The organism is Roseibium sp. (genome assembly GCF_048260565.1).
Classification (GTDB): Bacteria; Pseudomonadota; Alphaproteobacteria; order Rhizobiales; family Stappiaceae; genus Roseibium.
Map to the genome: position 1 here is coordinate 405590 of NZ_JBLXGP010000003.1, position 17826 is coordinate 423415.

The window sequence follows — 17826 nt, forward strand, 5'->3', positions numbered from 1 at the left end:
ATCCCTTCTTTAAACTTTTTTTAACCGTAAAACGCAAGCATTCCGCTGCGGGAGAAAGAGTCCTTGTCGCGAGAACTCCCGAATTGATATGGAGTTCGGCGCTCATATTTGAGCGTGCGGACGCCATAAATCGGGAGGTGTGGAATGCAAGGCGGGGGTGAGCCGAGCGCGCGGGTTTTAAAGAAGTCCGACAGTATCCTGTGTGTGCTGGCTGTCTTCTCCTGGGACCTGTATCTTGGGTCTTCCGCCGAGGCTTCAACATGCCCTGCGGCGGGTGTGGGAACCTACATCCTCTACGGGGCCAGTCCGACCAATATCCCGCCTGGAAGCCTTACTTCCACCACCAAGGTTTGTGTCACGTCTACCCACGATATCAACGTGGCGAACGGGACGATATCTGCCGATGGGAATCTGGTTTTCTCAACGAAATTTTTCTACGGAATCTCCTCCTCGCAGGCCGATGACGACATCAACAACATTCTGTTTTCCAACGTATCCGTAACAGGGGCGGCTACCGCCAATACACCGTTTCTGGAATTCGTTCCTCTCTCCGGTACGAGTCAGATGGCGGCGACCCGCGTGAACCTCGTTGACGTGAATATTGGTCAGAACCGCTCCATCGAGGCTTCATCCACCTCTTCGTCCGCTTTCGAGAATCCTTACATTTACATCGCCAGCACCACGCCCAGAACCTACGAGAATTTTGCGATCACCTATCCGGAGCTGGTGGCAATCGGGGCATACAATATCGACAAACATGAGCGGGACTTTGTGACGGACTTAACGCTCAAGGACAGCAGCATAATCGGTGCGGCGACTGTCGGCGTCCGAGACGGTTCCACGCTCAGACTGGACAACACCACTATCGACGCCACCTATTTCAGGCTTGATGGGACGCTTTCCGGAAACGGAACGATCCGGGGGATGTCGGGGGCCGCCGACGCTAATTTCCTAACCGCTTCAGGATCTGTCTTTGCGCCTGGGAACTCGATCGGAACGCTCGCGATCAATGGGGATTTGTCCTTTCAGGGGGCGACGGACCTTGTGTCGGAACTTAATCCCCTGGCCTCTCAAAATGCCGACCTTCTTGATGTTTCAGGCTCGATCGGAGGACTCAACAACCTGACGGTTACCCTGGAGAAGGACAGCGGTTATGCCGCTACCGGGGCAGGTGAAATCACGGATTTCGTTGGGGCAACTTATGTGGTGCTGGATGCGGCCAGTATCGACAGCGACGGTGTCACGCTCGTGGAGGGCGCTTCGCTGAATGCGCATTTGAGTGCGAGCCTTGTGGCCAGTCCGACAGCTGCGGGAAAGGTCGAGGTGCAGTTCACCGACAATTCGGCCGTGGGGACGCATCTGCCATCCAAGATCCTGACACTGTCATCGGGTAAGAAAGTGACGTTATCCAGCCCGGTTGCAAAGCTCACATCGGCCATATCCGCCACCCATACGGGGTCGACGGTCAATGGCATATCCGGCGGCAGTGGCGGCGGAAGCCAGTTGGTTACGAATGGAAGCACGCTCAGCACTGCCTGGCTATCCCTGACGAATTCGCAGCTCCTTCAGCTGAACACTGTTCATGCTGAACCCTACTCCTCCAATCTGACCGTTGCCCTGGAGCAGGTGGATCAGGTTGCGTCCACCGTCATGAGCCGCATCTCCGGCGGTCACGACGTTCTGGACAGGGCAAAAACGACGCGGGATTCCCAAGGTCGGGTGATCTGGATGGACAGCTCCGGCACGCTTGGCCATGTCGAAGGTCAGGATGGGCTCGGCACCTTCGGCTATTCGCTCGTCAATCTGATCGTCGGAGCCGACGTCCTTGCCTCCGAAGCCGGATCGGCCGGTGTCTTCGCCGGATACGGTTTTCATCAGATGAGCGAGCACGACAACGTCGATCAATCCTTCTCTGCTCACACCGGTTATGGCGGTGCCTATCTGACGCTGCTGCCCGGCGACTGGCGTCTCGCCCTGTCGGGCGGATATGCCTACAGCGCCAACTCCGGGATGCGTAACAATCCGGACGTCGGCCTGTTCACGGGCGGGCGCGCCGAGTCAGATTTCAATTCTCATTCGGCATTCGTGGCCGGCAAGTTCGGTTACGCCGCTTCGGTAACGGAAATCCTCTCGGTCACGCCATTCGTCTCAGCCTCCTATTCCCGCATCTGGCAGGGGGAGGCCAAGGAAACCGGTGGGGGCGACTTTTCCTATGACGTCCATGCCGCGACGGCCGAGGCGATCGTCACCGGCGTCGGCCTGGACTGGACGGCCGATATCGTCAATGTGGAGCGGAGCAAGGCGCAGCTTGGTGGATTTCTCCGCTATGACCATGACTGGAGTGCTGCGTCCGATTCCAGCCATGACGTCACCGTGACCAATAGCCTGTTCGGAACTTTCACCCAGTCGGGCCAGAACCGCGGACCTCATACTTTGACTGGCGGCTTCGGTGTCATGGGCGCACTCTCTGAAAGGGCAGCATGGCGGGTCGGCCTTGCCGGCAGCATGAGCCCCCATGGGCACGAGATTGGTGCCGGGGGGCATTTCACGCTGTATTTCTAACCGGAAATGCAATGTGGCGGGTCCGGTCCCTAGAGCTCCTTGCCCTTCGGCTCGATCAGCATGTGCCTTTCCTTGATGAAGGGGTAGATCTCGATCGCCTGGCGCAGGGCCTTTTGTCCGAGTGCGATCCGTCCCTGACGCATCAGGATATGCGCTTTCCCGGAAAGGGCGCCGAAATGGCGCGGTTCCAGTTCCAGCGCCCGGTCGGCATCCTCCAGGGCCTCATCGAGTTTGTCCTGCAGGAACAGGATGAAGGCCCGCTGGTTCCAGACTTCCGCGTAATCGGGCGCGCGCTTGACGGCGTCGTTGAGCAGAAGGCGGGCGCCCTCGAAATCGTAGCTGTCGCGCTTGCGCATGGCTTCATCGACGAGATGGCGGGTTTCCGTGTCCGGAGCCTCGCCGAGCCAGAACCACCAGATCTGGTCCTCGACCAGACGTGCTTCCTGTTCGGTCTTCGCCGACTTCAGAGCGGTGAAAAGGGCGTCCTTTTCCTCCGAGGCAAGGCTGGTTCCGGCTGACGACAGAAGAGCGAGGAAAGCAAATGCGACGAAGCCGATGAGGCCGGTCCGGATCCGGCGCATTGATGTCGGGTCGTGACTGAAACTCTCTTGTGCCATTCCCTATCCTCCCGAAAGGCGGCCGATCCAAGTCTGCCTGTCCTGAGAGTTAGGGCGAATGCAATTGACCTCCAGACTCGGTCGATCTTCTGTCACCCGATTGTTATCGGGATCGTCTTGCCGCCTCTCATAACCTTTGGAAGGTTATCGGGTTCTCTCGAACTTCAGGAATAGCACGGCAGCGGTTTGAACTGGCGATTGCCGCCGTCCCCCGTTATACCCCGGCTTCAGTTTGACATGCGAAGCGGCGCGGCGAGCGCGACAAGGGGTGCGTCATGAAGACGATCAGGGTCCGGATCACGGCCGGCGAGACGGAAGCCAAGCGTATTGCCGATGTGCTGGAGCGGGCTTTCGAGGACGATGGCAATCCGGTTTCCATCTACGAAGCGTCGGCCGACGGGAAGACCTGGTCGGCGGAAATCCTGCTTTTCGACATGGAACCGGACGAGGCGGAAGCCCTGGTCCGCGACCGGGTGGGCGCAGACGCCTTCGCCGCCCCTCTGGACGCGGAAGAGCTGCCGGACATCAACTGGGTGGAAAAGAGCCTGGAGGGACTGGCGCCGGTCCGGGCGGGCCGTTTCGTGGTGCATGGTTCCCATGACAGGGACAAGGTCCCGCCGGCAGCGATCGGCCTGGAGATCGAGGCGGCGCTTGCCTTCGGAACCGGCCACCACGGCACCACGGCCGGTTGTCTGGATGAACTCGACCGGCTTCTGGCCATGCGTTCCTATGACAGTATTCTGGATCTGGGGACGGGAACCGGGGTGCTGGCCATTGCTGCGGCTCATCTGGTGCGCCGGCCCGTGCTTGCCACGGACATCGATCCGATTGCCACCAGGACGGCGGCGGAAAACGCCCGCCTGAACGGTGTCGGGCCGCTGGTGAAGACCTTTACCGCCAATGGCATGGAAGACCGGCGTTTCGGCGAATACGGGCCATTCGACCTGGTCATCGCCAATATTCTGGCGCGTCCGCTGATGCAGATGGCCAAATCCATCGGGGCCCACTGTGCAGCGACGTCGACCCTTGTGCTGTCGGGACTGAGGATCGAGGACGGGCCCCGCATCCTGTTCGCCTACCGCTGCCAGGGATTCCACCTGGTCCGGTCGCGCCAGAAAGACGGCTGGCTGACATTGACACTGGTGCGTGGGCGAAAAGACGCCTGAAACGGCGACTTTCCCGAAAACCGGGCAAAAAAAGAGCGCGATGGCCGGGCCAACGCGCTTCTTTTTATTATGACGCCGGATATCCTGCTTAGAAGATGATCGGCGAAGAACCTTCGCGTTCCAGCTCGGCACGGTCATAGCCGTGAGCGGCAAGCGTAGCGTCGTCAAGGGACAGAAGGTAGCCGTTGACATAGCGACGAGCCTGCTTGGAGCGGGCATCGATCATGCGGTCGAATGCGCGGCGCACAAAGCCGGTGGAAGTGGAGCGGCCTGCGCCGGTGAAGGTGGTGGTCATTGCCATGGGACTTCTCCATGCTGTGAGTGAACGGGCGTATCCTCCGAGGGATTCGCTGCCTTAATCTTGTTGACCCGAATATGGGTGCTGGATCCGGTATGAGGTAGATGCAATCCTGCATGCCAGTCCTGCATTTTTCGCATATGCGAGATAAATGGTGCACTGCGAAGTGGTCGGGAGATTTTTCCGGTATTCTCCTCTTTAAGAAGAATTATCCAGCTTGATCGGTGCGGGGTGAGGAATTAGCTTTCCGGCATGTTTCAGAACTTTGACGATCTTGCCGATCCCTCCTGCGGAGCGCCGCATGCGGCCCTTCTCAGGGCAGAACTCAAGCGCCGCGGCCTGGATGGTTTCCTCATCCCGAGGGCCGATGCGCATCAGGGCGAATATGTGCCCGCTTCCGACGGCCGGCTGCAGTGGCTGACGGGATTTTCCGGCTCGGCGGGACTTGCCGCGGTGCTGGGGGACGAGGCGGCGATTTTCGTCGACGGGCGCTATACCATCCAGGTCCGCGAGCAGGTCGACATGGCCGTCTTCCCAGCACGCCACCTGATCAACGAACCGTTGACCGACTGGCTCGGTACGCACTTGAAACCGGGCCAGAAACTCGGCTTCGATCCGATGCTGCATACGGTGCGTGAGGTCCGGAAGCTGCGCGAGGTCTGCGACGAGGCCGGGGCGGAGCTGTTGGCGCTCGACGACAACCCGTTGGATGCGGTCTGGGAAGACAGACCGGAACCGCCGCTCGGTCAGGTCACGCTTCACCCGGAAGCGCTGGCCGGAAAATCCGCGAACGCCAAGATTGCCGAGATCCAGGCTGAGATCCTTAAGAAGAAGGCAGAGGCCTGCGTTCTGACCCAGCCGGATTCGATCGCCTGGCTGTTCAATATCCGCGGAGCCGATGTTCCGCACACGCCGCTGCCGCTGTCCTTCGCGACAGTCCCTGCGGAAGGTCGCCCGACGCTTTATATCGATGGCCGCAAGCTGTCCAATTCGGTACGCGACGCTCTGGAAAAGCTGACCGAAATCGAGGAGCCGACGGGGTTCAAGGCCGGGCTTGCAGGTTTGGGAAAGGCGGGAAAAAAGGTTCTGATCGATCCGGCCCTGGCCGGCGAGGCGATTGCAACGGCCATTACGGAGACCGGCGGATCCCTGATCGAGGCGTCGGATCCGGTGCTGTTGCCGAAGGCCGTCAAGAACCAGACGGAAATCGCCGGCGCGCGTGCCGCGCATCTGCGCGACGCGGCCGCCTATGCCCGGTTCCTGTGCTGGTTCGACGAAATGGCGCCTACGGGTAAGCTCGACGAGATCGGCGCGGCGCGGAAACTGGAAGAGTTCCGGGTCGGAACCGGGGCCCTAAAGGACATTTCCTTCGATACGATTTCGGGTGCGGGGCCCAATGGCGCCATCTGTCATTACCGGGTCAGCGAAAAGAGCAATCTGCCGATCCCGGCCGGAAAGCCGTTCCTGATCGACAGCGGTGCCCAGTACGAGGACGGCACGACGGATATTACCCGCACGATCGCGGTGGGGACCATGTCCGCTGACATGAAGCGGAACAACACCCTGGTGCTCAAGGGCCATATCGCGATTTCGTCTGCGCGCTTTCCGGAAGGAACGACCGGTGCGCAGCTCGACACCCTGGCCCGGATCGATCTGTGGAAGGCCGGCCTCGACTTCGACCACGGCACCGGCCACGGGGTCGGCTCCTATCTGTCGGTTCACGAGGGGCCGCAGCGGATTGCCAAGACCGGCTCGGTGCCTCTGAAGCCGGGCATGATTCTGTCCAACGAACCGGGCTATTACCCGGCCGGCGAATACGGCATCCGGATCGAAAACCTGGAGCTCGTGACCGAAGCAGGGCCAATCGAGGGCGGCGAACGCAACATGCTCGGGTTCGAAACCCTGACGCTCGCCCCGATCGATACCAGGCTGGTGGATGTGGCACTCCTGACCGCCGGCGAGCGCGATTGGCTGAATGCCTATCACAAGCGGGTGTTCGAAATGGTCGGTCCGTTGCTGGACGGGGAAACGCGCAACTGGCTGGAAGGTGTGACAAAGCCTATCTAGCGATATTTTGCCGCTTGATCTAACGTTGGTCTCCGACAATCTAATGTTTGAGCGCGATCATTCAGGGGGGGCTGTTGAGGGCGATCGATTTGTTGAAAATGCCGCTCTGGACCGCAGAGCTGGCAACGGGGGCGAAGTCGTTCGTCACCAATCCTGTCATCGGCAGCCGTTGGCTGAACGAACGTGGCCTGCATGAAAAACGGTTGCAGCTGGCCCAGCGGATGGCCGATTTCCGACGCCGGCAGATGAAGCATATGGTTTCGCCGGAGCACGCCGAAGCCTATGCCCGCGACGGTTACGTGATTTGCCGAAACGCTTTGCCGCAGGACGCGTTCGAACGGCTCAGGCACGAGGTCGAAGACAACGCATTTTCCGCCCAGGAAATGCTTCAGGGCCATACGGTCACCCGGTTCACGCCGATCACGCGCAAGATGCTGCGCGACTTGCCCGAGTTCGGAGCCTTCGTCACCGGTTCGTTGTTCCAGGGGCTGCTGCGCTACGTTGCTTCCAGCAACGCGGACCCGATCACCTTCATCCATACAGTGTTTGCCGAACCGGACCGCGGCAAGCGGGACCCGCAGACCGTATTCCACTCCGATACGTTCCAGCCGACGGCCAAGTGCTGGTATTTCCTCACCGATGTTGCGGAGGACGGCGGGCCCTTCACCTATGTGCCGGGCTCTCACCGTCTGACACCGGAAAGGCTCGCCTGGGAGCGGGAACAGGCGATTGCCGCGGGGTCCCAGAAGCGGTCCATGCACACGCTCGGCTCGTTCCGGATCTCCGACGAGGATCTGGCCCGCCTTGGGTACGGGCAACCGGTCAAGGTCGCGGTTCCGGCCAATACGCTGGTGGTTGCGGATACCCATGGGTTCCATGCGCGCGGTGTCAGTACCAGGCCGACCGTGCGGCTCGGCATTTACGGATCGTTGCGGCGCAATCCCTTCCTGCCCTGGGCCGGGCTCGATCCGTTCTCCCTGCCTGGACTACGCTGGCGACAGGCCGAAATCCATGATGCCATCAACAACTGGAAAATGCGCACCGGCCGGTTTACCGGCCAGCCGAACGTGGGCGACGTAAAACCGCTGGATCCGCCGCGCCGCTGGCAGTGATCGGAGTCCTGCCTTGGGGTACGGACCCTAGCGGTGTTCTTCCTCCGCCGCGTCGATCAGCGCCGAATTGAAATAGGTGAGCGCGTGGACGTGGTGGGCGATGCCGATGATTGTCTCCAGGTCGTTGATGTCGACCACCGGCAGGGTGTCGCGTCCCGTCTCCTTGAACATCTTCAAGGCGCTTTCCAGCGTGCCGGTCGCATGCAGGTAGGGACCGTCGGTTTCAATGCTGAATTTTCGGTCTTCTTCCGCTTCCGGGGCGGGATCCATGAAATCGCGAACCTTGACGGACGTGCTCAGGAAGCGGTGCGGGCCTTCGGTGGCCAGAACGCCGTGGGTCGCGAGCTGCCACTGGAAATAGGAGCGGCCGTGGAAGGCCTGGGTGATACCGGTCGCGATCGAGACGGTCAGAAGCAGGGCGATGGACAGGGTATAGCCGCCGGTCAGTTCGAATACGATCATGGTGGTGGAGACCGGAGCGCCGAGAACCGCAGCCGCGACGGCGCCCATTCCCAGGATGGAGTAAAGGCCTTCGCTGGAGGCCATTTCCGGGAAGACGGAGGCGGCGATCAGTCCGAAGGCACCGCCGGCCATCGCGCCGAGATAAAGGGATGGCGAAAAGATGCCTCCGCCGAACCTCGACGCCAGCGTGATGGCGGTCGCCGCGGTCTTGGCGATCAGCAGGGCCAACAGCATGGAGATCGAGAACTGGTCCTTGAGTGCGGCGTCGGTGGCCTCGTATCCGACGCCGACGACGGCAGGGAAGGCCAGTGCGATGGTGCCGACCGCGCAGCCGCCGACCACGGGTCTGACCCAAAGGGCGAGGGGGATATTCCGGGCGACCCAGTCGGTGCCGATCAGCGCGAACTGGAAGCAGATGGCCACGACCGCGCAGGTCACGCCCAGAAGCGCGAAGGCCGGAAACTCCCAGTAGGAGCTGATCTGGTGACCGGGAATAACGAAGGCTGCGACGTCTCCGAACCACAGCCGTGAAAACACGGTGCCGGTGACGGCGGCAATCGCGATCGGGGAAATCGCCGACAAGGCATAGTGCCCGAGGATGACTTCGTGGGCAAAGAGCACCCCGGCGATCGGGGCGTTGAAAGATGCCGACACGGCGCTGGCAACCCCGCAGGCAAGCAATATGCGCCGCGCGGAGGCAGGCAACTGAAACAGCCGGCTGAGGGAAGCGCCGATGGTTGCGCCCAGATGAACCACGGGACCCTCACGGCCGGCACTTGCTCCGGAACCGAGGGAAAGGGCGGTAATCAGGGCAGATGTAATGCCGGGCCTGAACAAGAGGCCCTCAGCTCCTCTGGCTCGTGCTTCGATGACATCTGCGACACTGTAGGTGCGCTTCGTCGGCTGGACATACTGCAGCAGCAGGCCGACGAGGAGGCCGCCGACCGTGGGCGCTGCGACAATCACATACCAGGGCAGGTCGGACAGAGCGGTAATGACGTTCTCGCTTGATGTGCCGAGCCACACCAGTTGCACCAGGCCGATGGCTTCGCGGAACAGGATAGCGGCCCAGGACACGATTGCGCCGATGCACAGCGCAAGCAACCAGACCAGCGGCCGTTTTTGGGCCATGAATTCATTGAAGTTCAGCCGGATGCCCGCCGGGATCGTCTTCAGGCCGATTTTGATCAGGCCGAAGCGGCGAACTGCGGAGAAAAGCCAATCAGGCATAGGGTTACCCTGGGGCGGCGGTATCATTCCAGTATTGGAGGAATATTAGGGCTTCGACGGAAAATTGCGCAGTCAAATATAAAATTTCTTAGCTTTTCCCTTGATTTTCGGATGCTGCAGGTTCAGGACAGGGGCATTCCCTGGCTTCCAGGCAGGCTCCCTGCCATTCGAACGGTCCATTCGGCCCGTGGCCAGGTATGAGCTCGCCCGAGACCATTACCCGCTGCCCATAAATGTTGGCTATTCATGTCCGTCTCTGATCCGTCGAATTCTCCCGCCGTCGAAACCGTCATCTCATCCGAAGTCCAAGACCGCGTCTTTTCCGTGCCGATGCTTTGCATCATCGCCTTTGCCATCGGCATCGTCGCCGCCGCAGGCGCGGTTGTCTTCCGATACCTGATCTCCCTTGTTCACAATCTCTTTTATTACGGAACGATTTCGGCCGTCTATGACGCGAACCAGTTCGATGCGCCCAGTCCGCTCGGAGCGCTGGTCATTCTGGTTCCCGTCGTCGGCGGCCTGATCGTCGTCTTCCTGGTCAAGACGTTCGCACCGGAGGCCAAGGGCCACGGCGTTCCGGAAGTCATGTATGCGATCTATCACAACAAGGGCGACGTGCGCGGCGTCGTCGCGGTGGTCAAATCGTTCGCGTCGGCGATTTCCATCGGCAGCGGCGCTTCGGTCGGCCGGGAAGGTCCGATCATTCAGATCGGGGCTTCGTTCGGATCCACCATCGCCCGGAAGCTGCAACTGGTCAGATGGCAGAAGATCACGTTGCTTTCGGCCGGCGCCGGGGCCGGGATCGCGGCCACCTTCAACACGCCCCTTGGCGGTGTGCTGTTTGCGGTGGAGATGCTTCTGCCGGAAGTCAGCAGCAGAACGTTCCTGCCCGTCGTCGTGGCGACGGCGACAGCGACCTATGCCGGCCGTATCGCCTTCGGTCTCGACCCGGCCTTCATCGTGCCGGTGGCCAATGTGACGGCGATTGAAGCCATCGATCCGGTCCAACTCGTCGCCTATGCGTTTCTCGGCGCCGCGGCAGGGGTCGCTTCCTGGGCCTTCATCCGCACGCTGGCCTGGTGCGAGGATCTTTTTCCGACGCTGCCGGGGAACGAATACACGCAGAATATCATCGGCATGCTGATCATCGGTTGCATGGGCTATGCGTTCTTCCTGACGACCGGAAACTATCACACTTCGGGTGTCGGCTACGCGACCATCCAGGATATTCTGAATGCGACCCCCTACACGATCGTCCTGCTCGGGGCGCTTCTCATCGCCAAGATCGTGGCGACATCGGTCAGCCTGGGGGCCGGCGCGTCCGGCGGTGTCTTCTCGCCGTCGCTGTTCATCGGGGCCACCCTGGGCGGCGTCGTGGGCGTGATCGGCAGCTGGCTGTTTCCCGAACATGGTTTCATCGCTGCGGAATTCGCTCTTGTCGGCATGGGTGCGCTGGTCGGCGGGGCCACCGGTGCCTCGATGACGGCCATCGTGATGATTTTCGAGATGACGCGCGATTACAACGTCATCGTGCCGCTGGTTCTGGCCGTTGCGATTGCGGTTGGTGTGCGCCGCTGGCTGATCGTGGACAACATCTATACCATCAAGCTGCGCCACCGCGGGCGGCCGATCCCGGTCAACCGGCATACGAACATGTATCTGGTGAAGCCGATCAAGGAAGTGATGGCGACCAATTTCAAGATCCTGCCGATCGATACGCCGATCCAGGAAGCGATCGCCACGATCGCGGAAGCGGGAGACGCTCATATCATCGTATCCGACGGAGCCCGAATTGCCGGCTTCGTCCGCTTCGGCACCATTCCCTATCAGGCCGATCGCTTTTCCGGCCAGACCCTGCGTGAGGTCTTGTCGAGCGACTATGTGATCGCCCCGGCCTCGAATATCCTGAACTCCGTCATCACCAGAATGAACAACCGCAGCCGAAGCTATGCCATCATCGTGGGCGGCGACGGCCGGATTCCGCGTCCGGATGATGTTGTCGGTGTAGTGGATTCCAAGGAAATCGCCGAAGTGGTCGTGGCCAACCACTACGGCTAGGCGGCCATATCGTTCCGGACCCCGCCAGGCTGTCGGGCCCGGAACAGGATTTCCGGTTCAGGCGGGCTTGCGCTTGATTTCGATGCGGCGTCCGGAGCGTTCGGGTCGCGGCAGGCCGGACTGGGCATCGGCGAGGGCCTGGATATTGGCAGCAATGTCTTCCGGCCAGGGAACGACCTTGCGGGCGCCCATGTCCACATGCAGGCTGATCTGCTCGTTGGTGGCCGAAAGCCAGCCTTCGTCCGCGTGATGGATTTCCTGATAGAAGTGGCAGCGTTTGGCGTCGTGGTCGACCAGTTGCAGACGGACCGTGACCGGCATGCCTGCGGCCAGTTCGCGCACATAACAGATGTGTGTCTCGGCCGTGAAATAAGAGGCGTTCCGTTCTTTCAGGTAGCTTTCCCCGAGGCCCAGTTTTTCAAAGACCTCGTCACAGGCCCTGTCGAACAAAACCACATAATAGGCCATGTTGAGGTGGCCATTGTAATCGATCCAGTCGTCCTGGACGGTCATTCGGGAGCTTTCGACCATCTGCGTCGGCCAGGTAACGGACATAATTCCTCCTTCTGTGTGGCACCAAGGGCGCTTGACTTTCACCTTCGCAAGCTGGCCTAACATATTCTCAGGCGAAACCGGAAATGCTGTCCGGTAGAACGCGATAAAAAGATAAGGGAAGTCGAACCATGTCCTTGACTGCTTTGCAGGCTCCGGTCGAACGCAACGAGGCAAACGCTATGCTCGTCGCGGATATTCTGACCCAGAAATTCGGTGAGCGCTGTTCGCGGTCGCAGGCCGTGCGCGAGCAGCATGGCCACACCACGACATGGTTGCCCAACCAGGCACCCGACGCGGTGATCTTTGCCGAAAGCACGGAAGAAGTCGCCGATGTGGTGCGGATCTGCGCCGAGCACAAGGTGCCGGTTATTCCCTTCGGTACGGGCTCTTCGCTCGAAGGCCATGTCAATGCGCCCGGCGGCGGCATTTCGATCGATCTGTCCCGCATGAACCGCATCCTGGCGGTGAACGCGGAAGACCTCGACTGCCGCATCGAGGCCGGCGTCACCCGCAAGCAGCTGAACAGCTACCTGCGCGATACCGGCCTGTTCTTCCCGATCGATCCGGGAGCAGATGCAAGCCTCGGCGGCATGGCGGCGACACGGGCATCGGGCACCAATGCGGTGCGCTATGGCACCATGAAAGATGCGGTCCTGGGGCTGACGGTGGTCACGGCTTCCGGCGAGGTCATCAAGACCGGCGGCCGGGCGCGCAAATCTTCGGCCGGCTACGACCTGACCCGCCTGATGGTCGGTTCGGAAGGTACGCTCGGCATCATCACCGAATTGACGGTTCGGCTTCATGGTCAGCCGGAAGCGATTTCCGGCGGGGTCTGCCCGTTCCCGAGCATCGAGGCCGCCTGCCAGGCCGTCATCGCGACGATCCAGTGCGGAATTCCGGTCGCGCGGATCGAGCTTCTGGACGAGCAGCAGGTGAAGGCCTGCAACATCTATTCGAAACTGACATTGACCGAAACGCCGACCCTGTTCCTGGAATTCCACGGCAGTGAGGCAGGGGTCAAGGAACAGTCCGAACTGTTTGGTGCCATTGCCGAGGAATATGGTGGCGGTCCCTTCGACTGGGCGACAAAAGCGGAAGATCGCACCAATCTCTGGACGGCGCGCCACGATGCCTACTGGGCATCCTTCACGCTTCGTCCGGGGTCCAAGGGGGTCGCGACCGATGTCTGCGTGCCGATCTCGCGCCTTGCGGAATGCGTGACGGAGTCCAAGAAGGACATTGAGGCTGAGGGCTTGCTGGCGACCGTGGTCGGCCACGTGGGCGACGGTAACTTCCACGTACTCGTGCTTGTCGATGAAGACAATGACGAAGAAGTGGCCAGGGCGGAGGGTTTCGTTGAACGTCTCAACTGGCGTGCGATCGAAATGGAAGGCACCTGTACCGGAGAGCATGGAGTCGGCCAGGGCAAGATGAAATATCTCCGAAAAGAGCATGGCGGCGGCGTCGATATGATGGCTGCCATCAAACGGGCACTTGATCCGGATAACATCCTGAATCCCGGCAAGATCGTGCCTATGTCATGATAGACTTCCGAATCGGCGGAAACGCCGGGGCTTTTGAGCCGGGAAGCAAGGAGAGCAGGGCCTGAATTCGGTTTATATCACAATAGGCGTCGCGATCATTCTGGTGCTGGTGACGGCACTGGTGGGGCCGTTTTTTGTCGATTGGACCATGTACCGCTCCACCTTCGAAAAATATGCGGAACAGGCCCTCGCGCACAAGGTCACGGTTCTCGGCGATGCGGATATCCGCCTTCTGCCGTCTCCGGCAGTGACCTTCACAGACGTTCGCGTTGGCGAAGCGGAGGATCCGCTTCTCGTCGTTTCCCGTTTCCAGATGCGCATCGAGCTGCCGGCCCTTCTTAAGGGGGAAGTGCGGGTGCTCGATATGGAACTGGATCGTCCGCATCTGAGCCTATCTCTCGATGAAAGCGGCCGTCTGGACTGGTTGACGGCGCAAACCTCCGACGGTGCGCTCGGCGACCTGGCTGCAGAAGACGTTGCCTTCGATCGCATTTCCATCGTCGACGGAGCGGTGTCGGTCATCGATGCGCGTACCGGCGAGACGCACCGGTTGGACAACGGCAACCTCCTGATCAGTGCCAGGACCCTGGCAGGACCGTTCAAGGTCGACGGCAGTGCCACATATGACGGCAAGCCCTACAGTGTACGGCTTGCCTCCGGCAAGGAGCTGGACAACGGCGCCATCCGGGTCAAGGGGCAGGTCACGCCGTCGGCCTGGCCGGTCAACCTGGCGGTCGACGGAACGCTGTCCCAGGACAACGGCGTGCCCGGGTACGAGGGAAACTTCTCGCTCGCCTCGATCCAGGACGAGGACCGGAAAGACAATGCATGGCGTGCCGGAGGCTCATTTTCGGCAAATATGGACGGGTTGAATGTTCCTTCCTTCGAGTTTCGCTATGGTCCTGAAGACCGCGTTCTCGGCCTGGACGGAACGGCGGAGCTTGCCTATTCCGGGCAGAAGCGCTTTGAAATCCGCGGACGGGCGAAACAGGTCGATCTCGACCGTATCTTCGGCGGCGGCCCCCAGACGCCGGTATCGGCGGACAATGCCGCTTCCAGGCTCATTGCCGCGCTTAAGTCGGTTCCGATACCGGACATGGACGGGGTCATCGCGCTTGACATTCCAGCCGTCGTCGTCGGCGGCGGGTTGGCCCAGGACGTGAAACTCGATCTGGAGACGACGCTCGGCGGATGGCGGGTCGCGCGGCTTGCCGTACGGGCGCCGGGACGCACGGTGATCGCCACCCAGGGCGATCTCGGACTCGAACCGGATCTTACCTATCGCGGCAGCGTGTCGATCGCTTCCGAACAGCCGGGTGCCTTTGCCGCCTGGTGGCGGCAGACGGGCAAGGGCGCAACTGCGATCCAACCGATTTCGATGGAAGGAAGGCTCAGTCTCGTTCCGGATGGAGTCGCGCTCGACAACATGCGGCTGAATATGGCCGGATCCGAAGCCACCGGCGGGCTGTCCTACCAGAAACCGCGTTCGGGCAATGCCGTCTTTTCGCTCAGTCTGGATGCGGACAAGCTTGACATCGATCAGGTCGAGACACTTGCAGGTCTTTTTGAACGCCCCGAAGACGGGGTGAAAGACCTTGACGTTTCCTTGAGGGTGCAGGCGCGAGAGGTCAGCGTGCGCGGGGTGGACGGCAAGGGCCTGTCGCTGGAGGCGCAGTATTCGGATAACGGCTTGCGGATCGATCGCCTCTATGCGGAAGACCTGGCCGGAGCCGAAGTGGATGTCATCGGTCGTGTCGACGATCTCCTGACCGCACCGGAAGGCCAGTTGACCGGTACTCTGAACGCGACCGACCTGACCGGCGTTACCGCGGTGCTGGGCAGCGTGCTGCCGGATAACGTCCTGGTCGGGCGTCTTGAGCAGGCGTCCGGACATCTGGTTCCTGCCAAATTCCAGGCAAACCTGAAGGCTTCGGCGCAGGACGGGGTCAGCCAGATCGATTTCACGCTGAATGGCGATGCCGGCGGCGCCAAAACCGACTTCGGGATGAATTTCAAAGGCCGGGTAGATGAGTGGCATTCGGCAGAGATCGGGCTCGGGGTCAGCCTGTCCGGCCCGAGCGGAGACCAGATCCTGAGGCAACTGGGATTTGCGGTTCTGCCGGTGGGCAGCCTTGGCACGGGGGAAGTCCGTTTCAGCGCAATCGGACGGCCGAAGGACGGCCTGACGGTTTCCTTGAGCGCTGCCGCCGGCCAGGCCACCCTGGGAATGGAAGGGCGGATAACCCTGCAGAAGGACCGGGAACCCGACTATCGGCTCTCCGTTTCGTCAGCCGCGCCCGATATCGCACCCTATGCCCTTCTGTTCGGCCGGGTACTTCCCGTCATGGCGGGCGACATCGACGCAGTCGTCGATTTCGACGTTAATGGAACGGGCAGCAAGATCGAAGTGTCGAAGCTGACGGGTAAAGTCGCCGGCGTGGCTGTGGAGGGCGAACTGGCCGGGGACATGGAACCTCTTCAGGGCGAGACCATCCGCCGGTTCAAAGGCAGCTTGGATCTGGACGCGCTCGACCTGAAGTTTCTGTCGGAAGCGATCCTCGGGCCGGATCAGTGGTTTTCCGCCGGTGACGGCTCCAGCATCTGGCCGAACGGGGCTTTCGGGACGCCGCTCCTGACACAAACGGACCTGACGCTTCAGCTTTCCACCGATCGCCTGATCGTTGACGACACCGACACGATCCAGGGCGCAAAGGCTGAGCTGCGGCTGACGCCGACCATGCTGCGTCTCGACGGACTGAACGGCACCTACGCCAACGGAAAGCTGGACGGCACACTCGCCATTCGCCGATCCGGAGCGGAAGGGGCCGTCTCCGGTACCATCAGGCTGACCCGCGGCTCTGTGCGTGATCTGATTTGGAACCTTAATAACCGGCCGGTGGCAACCGGGTCTTTCGATCTCTTCCTGGAATACCAGGGCAGCGGCCGGACGATTTCAGGGATTGTGTCCGGTTTGACAGGCGGCGGAACCTTCGCCGTGACGGACGGCGAACTCAGAGGCATCAATCCGCAGGCCTTTCCGCTGGTGATCAGGGCCGTCGACGCCGGCCTGGACCTGCATGACGACAAGATCCGCGAGGTCTTCCTGAACCACATGGCGGCGGGAAGCCTCGGATTCAAGCGGATCGAAGGCACGGTCACCCTGATCGGCGGCCGGCTGAGCGCACGTAATGTGGTGGTCGATTCCAATCGGGCGGATATTTTCGGCTCCGCGGAGGTCAACTTGAACGACTGGACCCTCAACGGGGATTTCGCCGTGAAGGTGGATCCGGGCGAAAACGCCGTAACCGGAGCGGAGCCGCAGGTCGGCGTGGTCTTCAACGGTCCGGTTGAGGCTCCGGTCAGGACAGTGGATATCTCTCCCTTTACCGCGTTCCTGACCCTGCGCGCCTTCGAACAGGAGGTGCAGAGGGTTGAAAAGCTGCAGGCGGAGATCCTGGAGCGCGATCGCCTGCTGCGGGAAATGAAGCGGATCAAGCACGAACGGGTGCGTCGGCAGCGGGAAGCCGAGGAGGCGGCCGTCAGGGCTGCAGAAGAAGCTGCGCGTGCGGCGGAAGCGGCGGCAGAGGCAGCAGCGGCAGACGATAGCAAGGACACACCCGACGCGAACCGAAAGGTCAACGGAACGGGCGGTGCAGTACCGGTTGAGGGAGGAAAAAACAGCTCCTCGCGGGATCAGAGCCGGAATAATGTCACGGTTGCCCCCGGAGAAAAGCCGCGCCATGAGGCCGTAACCGATCCGGCGGATTTCGCCAATCGCATCCGTTCCGTCATCGGCGCTGAGGGCAACGGGAACGGCGGGCCCATGGTCCTTCAACCCGGCGCCCCGGGGGCTTCGGCCCAGGAGGAGGCGACCGAAACACTGCCGCCTCTCGAACCGCCGCAGGTGATCGATGATCTTATCGCACGGGAAATCGGTATCCCGGCGTCAGAGCTTAACAGGCCGCCCGATCCGCTGATCAACGGCGGCACGAATTAGGGGCAGCCTTATAAACGTTCATCCACCAGCGGATTGCCGCAAGTTTGATGAACGCGAGGAAGCTCTCCGCCTGTTTGTCGTAACGGGCGGCAATCCTCCTGTAAGGTCTTATCCGGTCTGGGAACCGTTCCACCCAATTGCGATGGCGGTATAGACGT

11 protein-coding genes are annotated in these 17826 nt (G+C 61.2%); 7 read left to right on the forward strand and 4 right to left on the reverse strand.

The annotated features are described in order from the left end of the window. The first annotated feature begins 144 nt into the window (after positions 1-144). Positions 145-2562: an autotransporter outer membrane beta-barrel domain-containing protein gene (locus ACN0SO_RS10065; protein WP_417677148.1), complete on the forward strand. Its 2418-nt coding sequence runs from the start codon at positions 145-147 to the stop codon at positions 2560-2562. A gap of 29 nt (positions 2563-2591) precedes the next feature. Here the strand turns inward: ACN0SO_RS10065 and ACN0SO_RS10070 are convergent, their stop codons facing one another. Further along, a complete protein-coding gene (locus ACN0SO_RS10070) occupies positions 2592-3179 on the reverse strand; it encodes a tetratricopeptide repeat protein (protein ID WP_417677150.1) in 588 nt (195 codons plus the stop codon). 275 nt (positions 3180-3454) lie between these two features. Between ACN0SO_RS10070 and ACN0SO_RS10075 the strand changes: the two genes are divergently transcribed. Next, positions 3455-4345 carry a 50S ribosomal protein L11 methyltransferase gene (locus ACN0SO_RS10075; protein WP_417677152.1) on the forward strand — a complete coding sequence of 297 codons (891 nt, stop codon included), beginning with the start codon at positions 3455-3457 and terminating at the stop codon, positions 4343-4345. 88 nt (positions 4346-4433) lie between these two features. On the opposite strand, the gene ACN0SO_RS10080 is transcribed toward ACN0SO_RS10075, so the two are convergent. Continuing rightward, the gene (locus ACN0SO_RS10080) at positions 4434-4646 is read right to left on the reverse strand and encodes a hypothetical protein (protein WP_417677154.1); all 213 of its coding nucleotides are present in this window, start codon (positions 4644-4646) and stop codon (positions 4434-4436) included. Between the two features lie 249 nt (positions 4647-4895). Between ACN0SO_RS10080 and ACN0SO_RS10085 the strand changes: the two genes are divergently transcribed. Beyond that, on the forward strand, positions 4896-6710 hold the full coding sequence (locus ACN0SO_RS10085) for an aminopeptidase P family protein (protein ID WP_417677156.1): 1815 nt from the start codon (positions 4896-4898) through the stop codon (positions 6708-6710). A 74-nt stretch (positions 6711-6784) separates the two neighbouring features. Beyond that, positions 6785-7822, forward strand: coding sequence for a phytanoyl-CoA dioxygenase family protein (locus ACN0SO_RS10090; protein ID WP_417677158.1), 1038 nt, complete (start codon positions 6785-6787; stop codon positions 7820-7822). Positions 7823-7849: 27 nt separating this feature from the next. Here ACN0SO_RS10090 and ACN0SO_RS10095 read toward each other — a convergent pair whose 3' ends face one another. Beyond that, a complete protein-coding gene (locus ACN0SO_RS10095; RefSeq protein ID WP_417677160.1) occupies positions 7850-9514 on the reverse strand; it encodes a chloride channel protein in 1665 nt (554 codons plus the stop codon). Positions 9515-9760: 246 nt separating this feature from the next. Between ACN0SO_RS10095 and ACN0SO_RS10100 the strand changes: the two genes are divergently transcribed. Continuing rightward, entirely contained in the window at positions 9761-11572 is a 1812-nt protein-coding gene (locus ACN0SO_RS10100) for a chloride channel protein (RefSeq protein WP_417677162.1), read from the forward strand. Positions 11573-11629: 57 nt separating this feature from the next. Here the strand turns inward: ACN0SO_RS10100 and ACN0SO_RS10105 are convergent, their stop codons facing one another. Further along, a complete protein-coding gene (locus tag ACN0SO_RS10105; RefSeq protein ID WP_417677164.1) occupies positions 11630-12127 on the reverse strand; it encodes a thioesterase family protein in 498 nt (165 codons plus the stop codon). 128 nt (positions 12128-12255) lie between these two features. Here ACN0SO_RS10105 and ACN0SO_RS10110 point away from each other — a divergent pair, with 128 nt between their 5' ends. After that, entirely contained in the window at positions 12256-13671 is a 1416-nt protein-coding gene (locus ACN0SO_RS10110) for an FAD-binding oxidoreductase (RefSeq protein ID WP_417677166.1), read from the forward strand. 82 nt (positions 13672-13753) lie between these two features. After that, positions 13754-17668, forward strand: a complete 3915-nt coding sequence (locus tag ACN0SO_RS10115; RefSeq protein ID WP_417677480.1) for an AsmA-like C-terminal region-containing protein — start codon at positions 13754-13756, stop codon at positions 17666-17668. Positions 17669-17826: the final 158 nt, after the last annotated feature.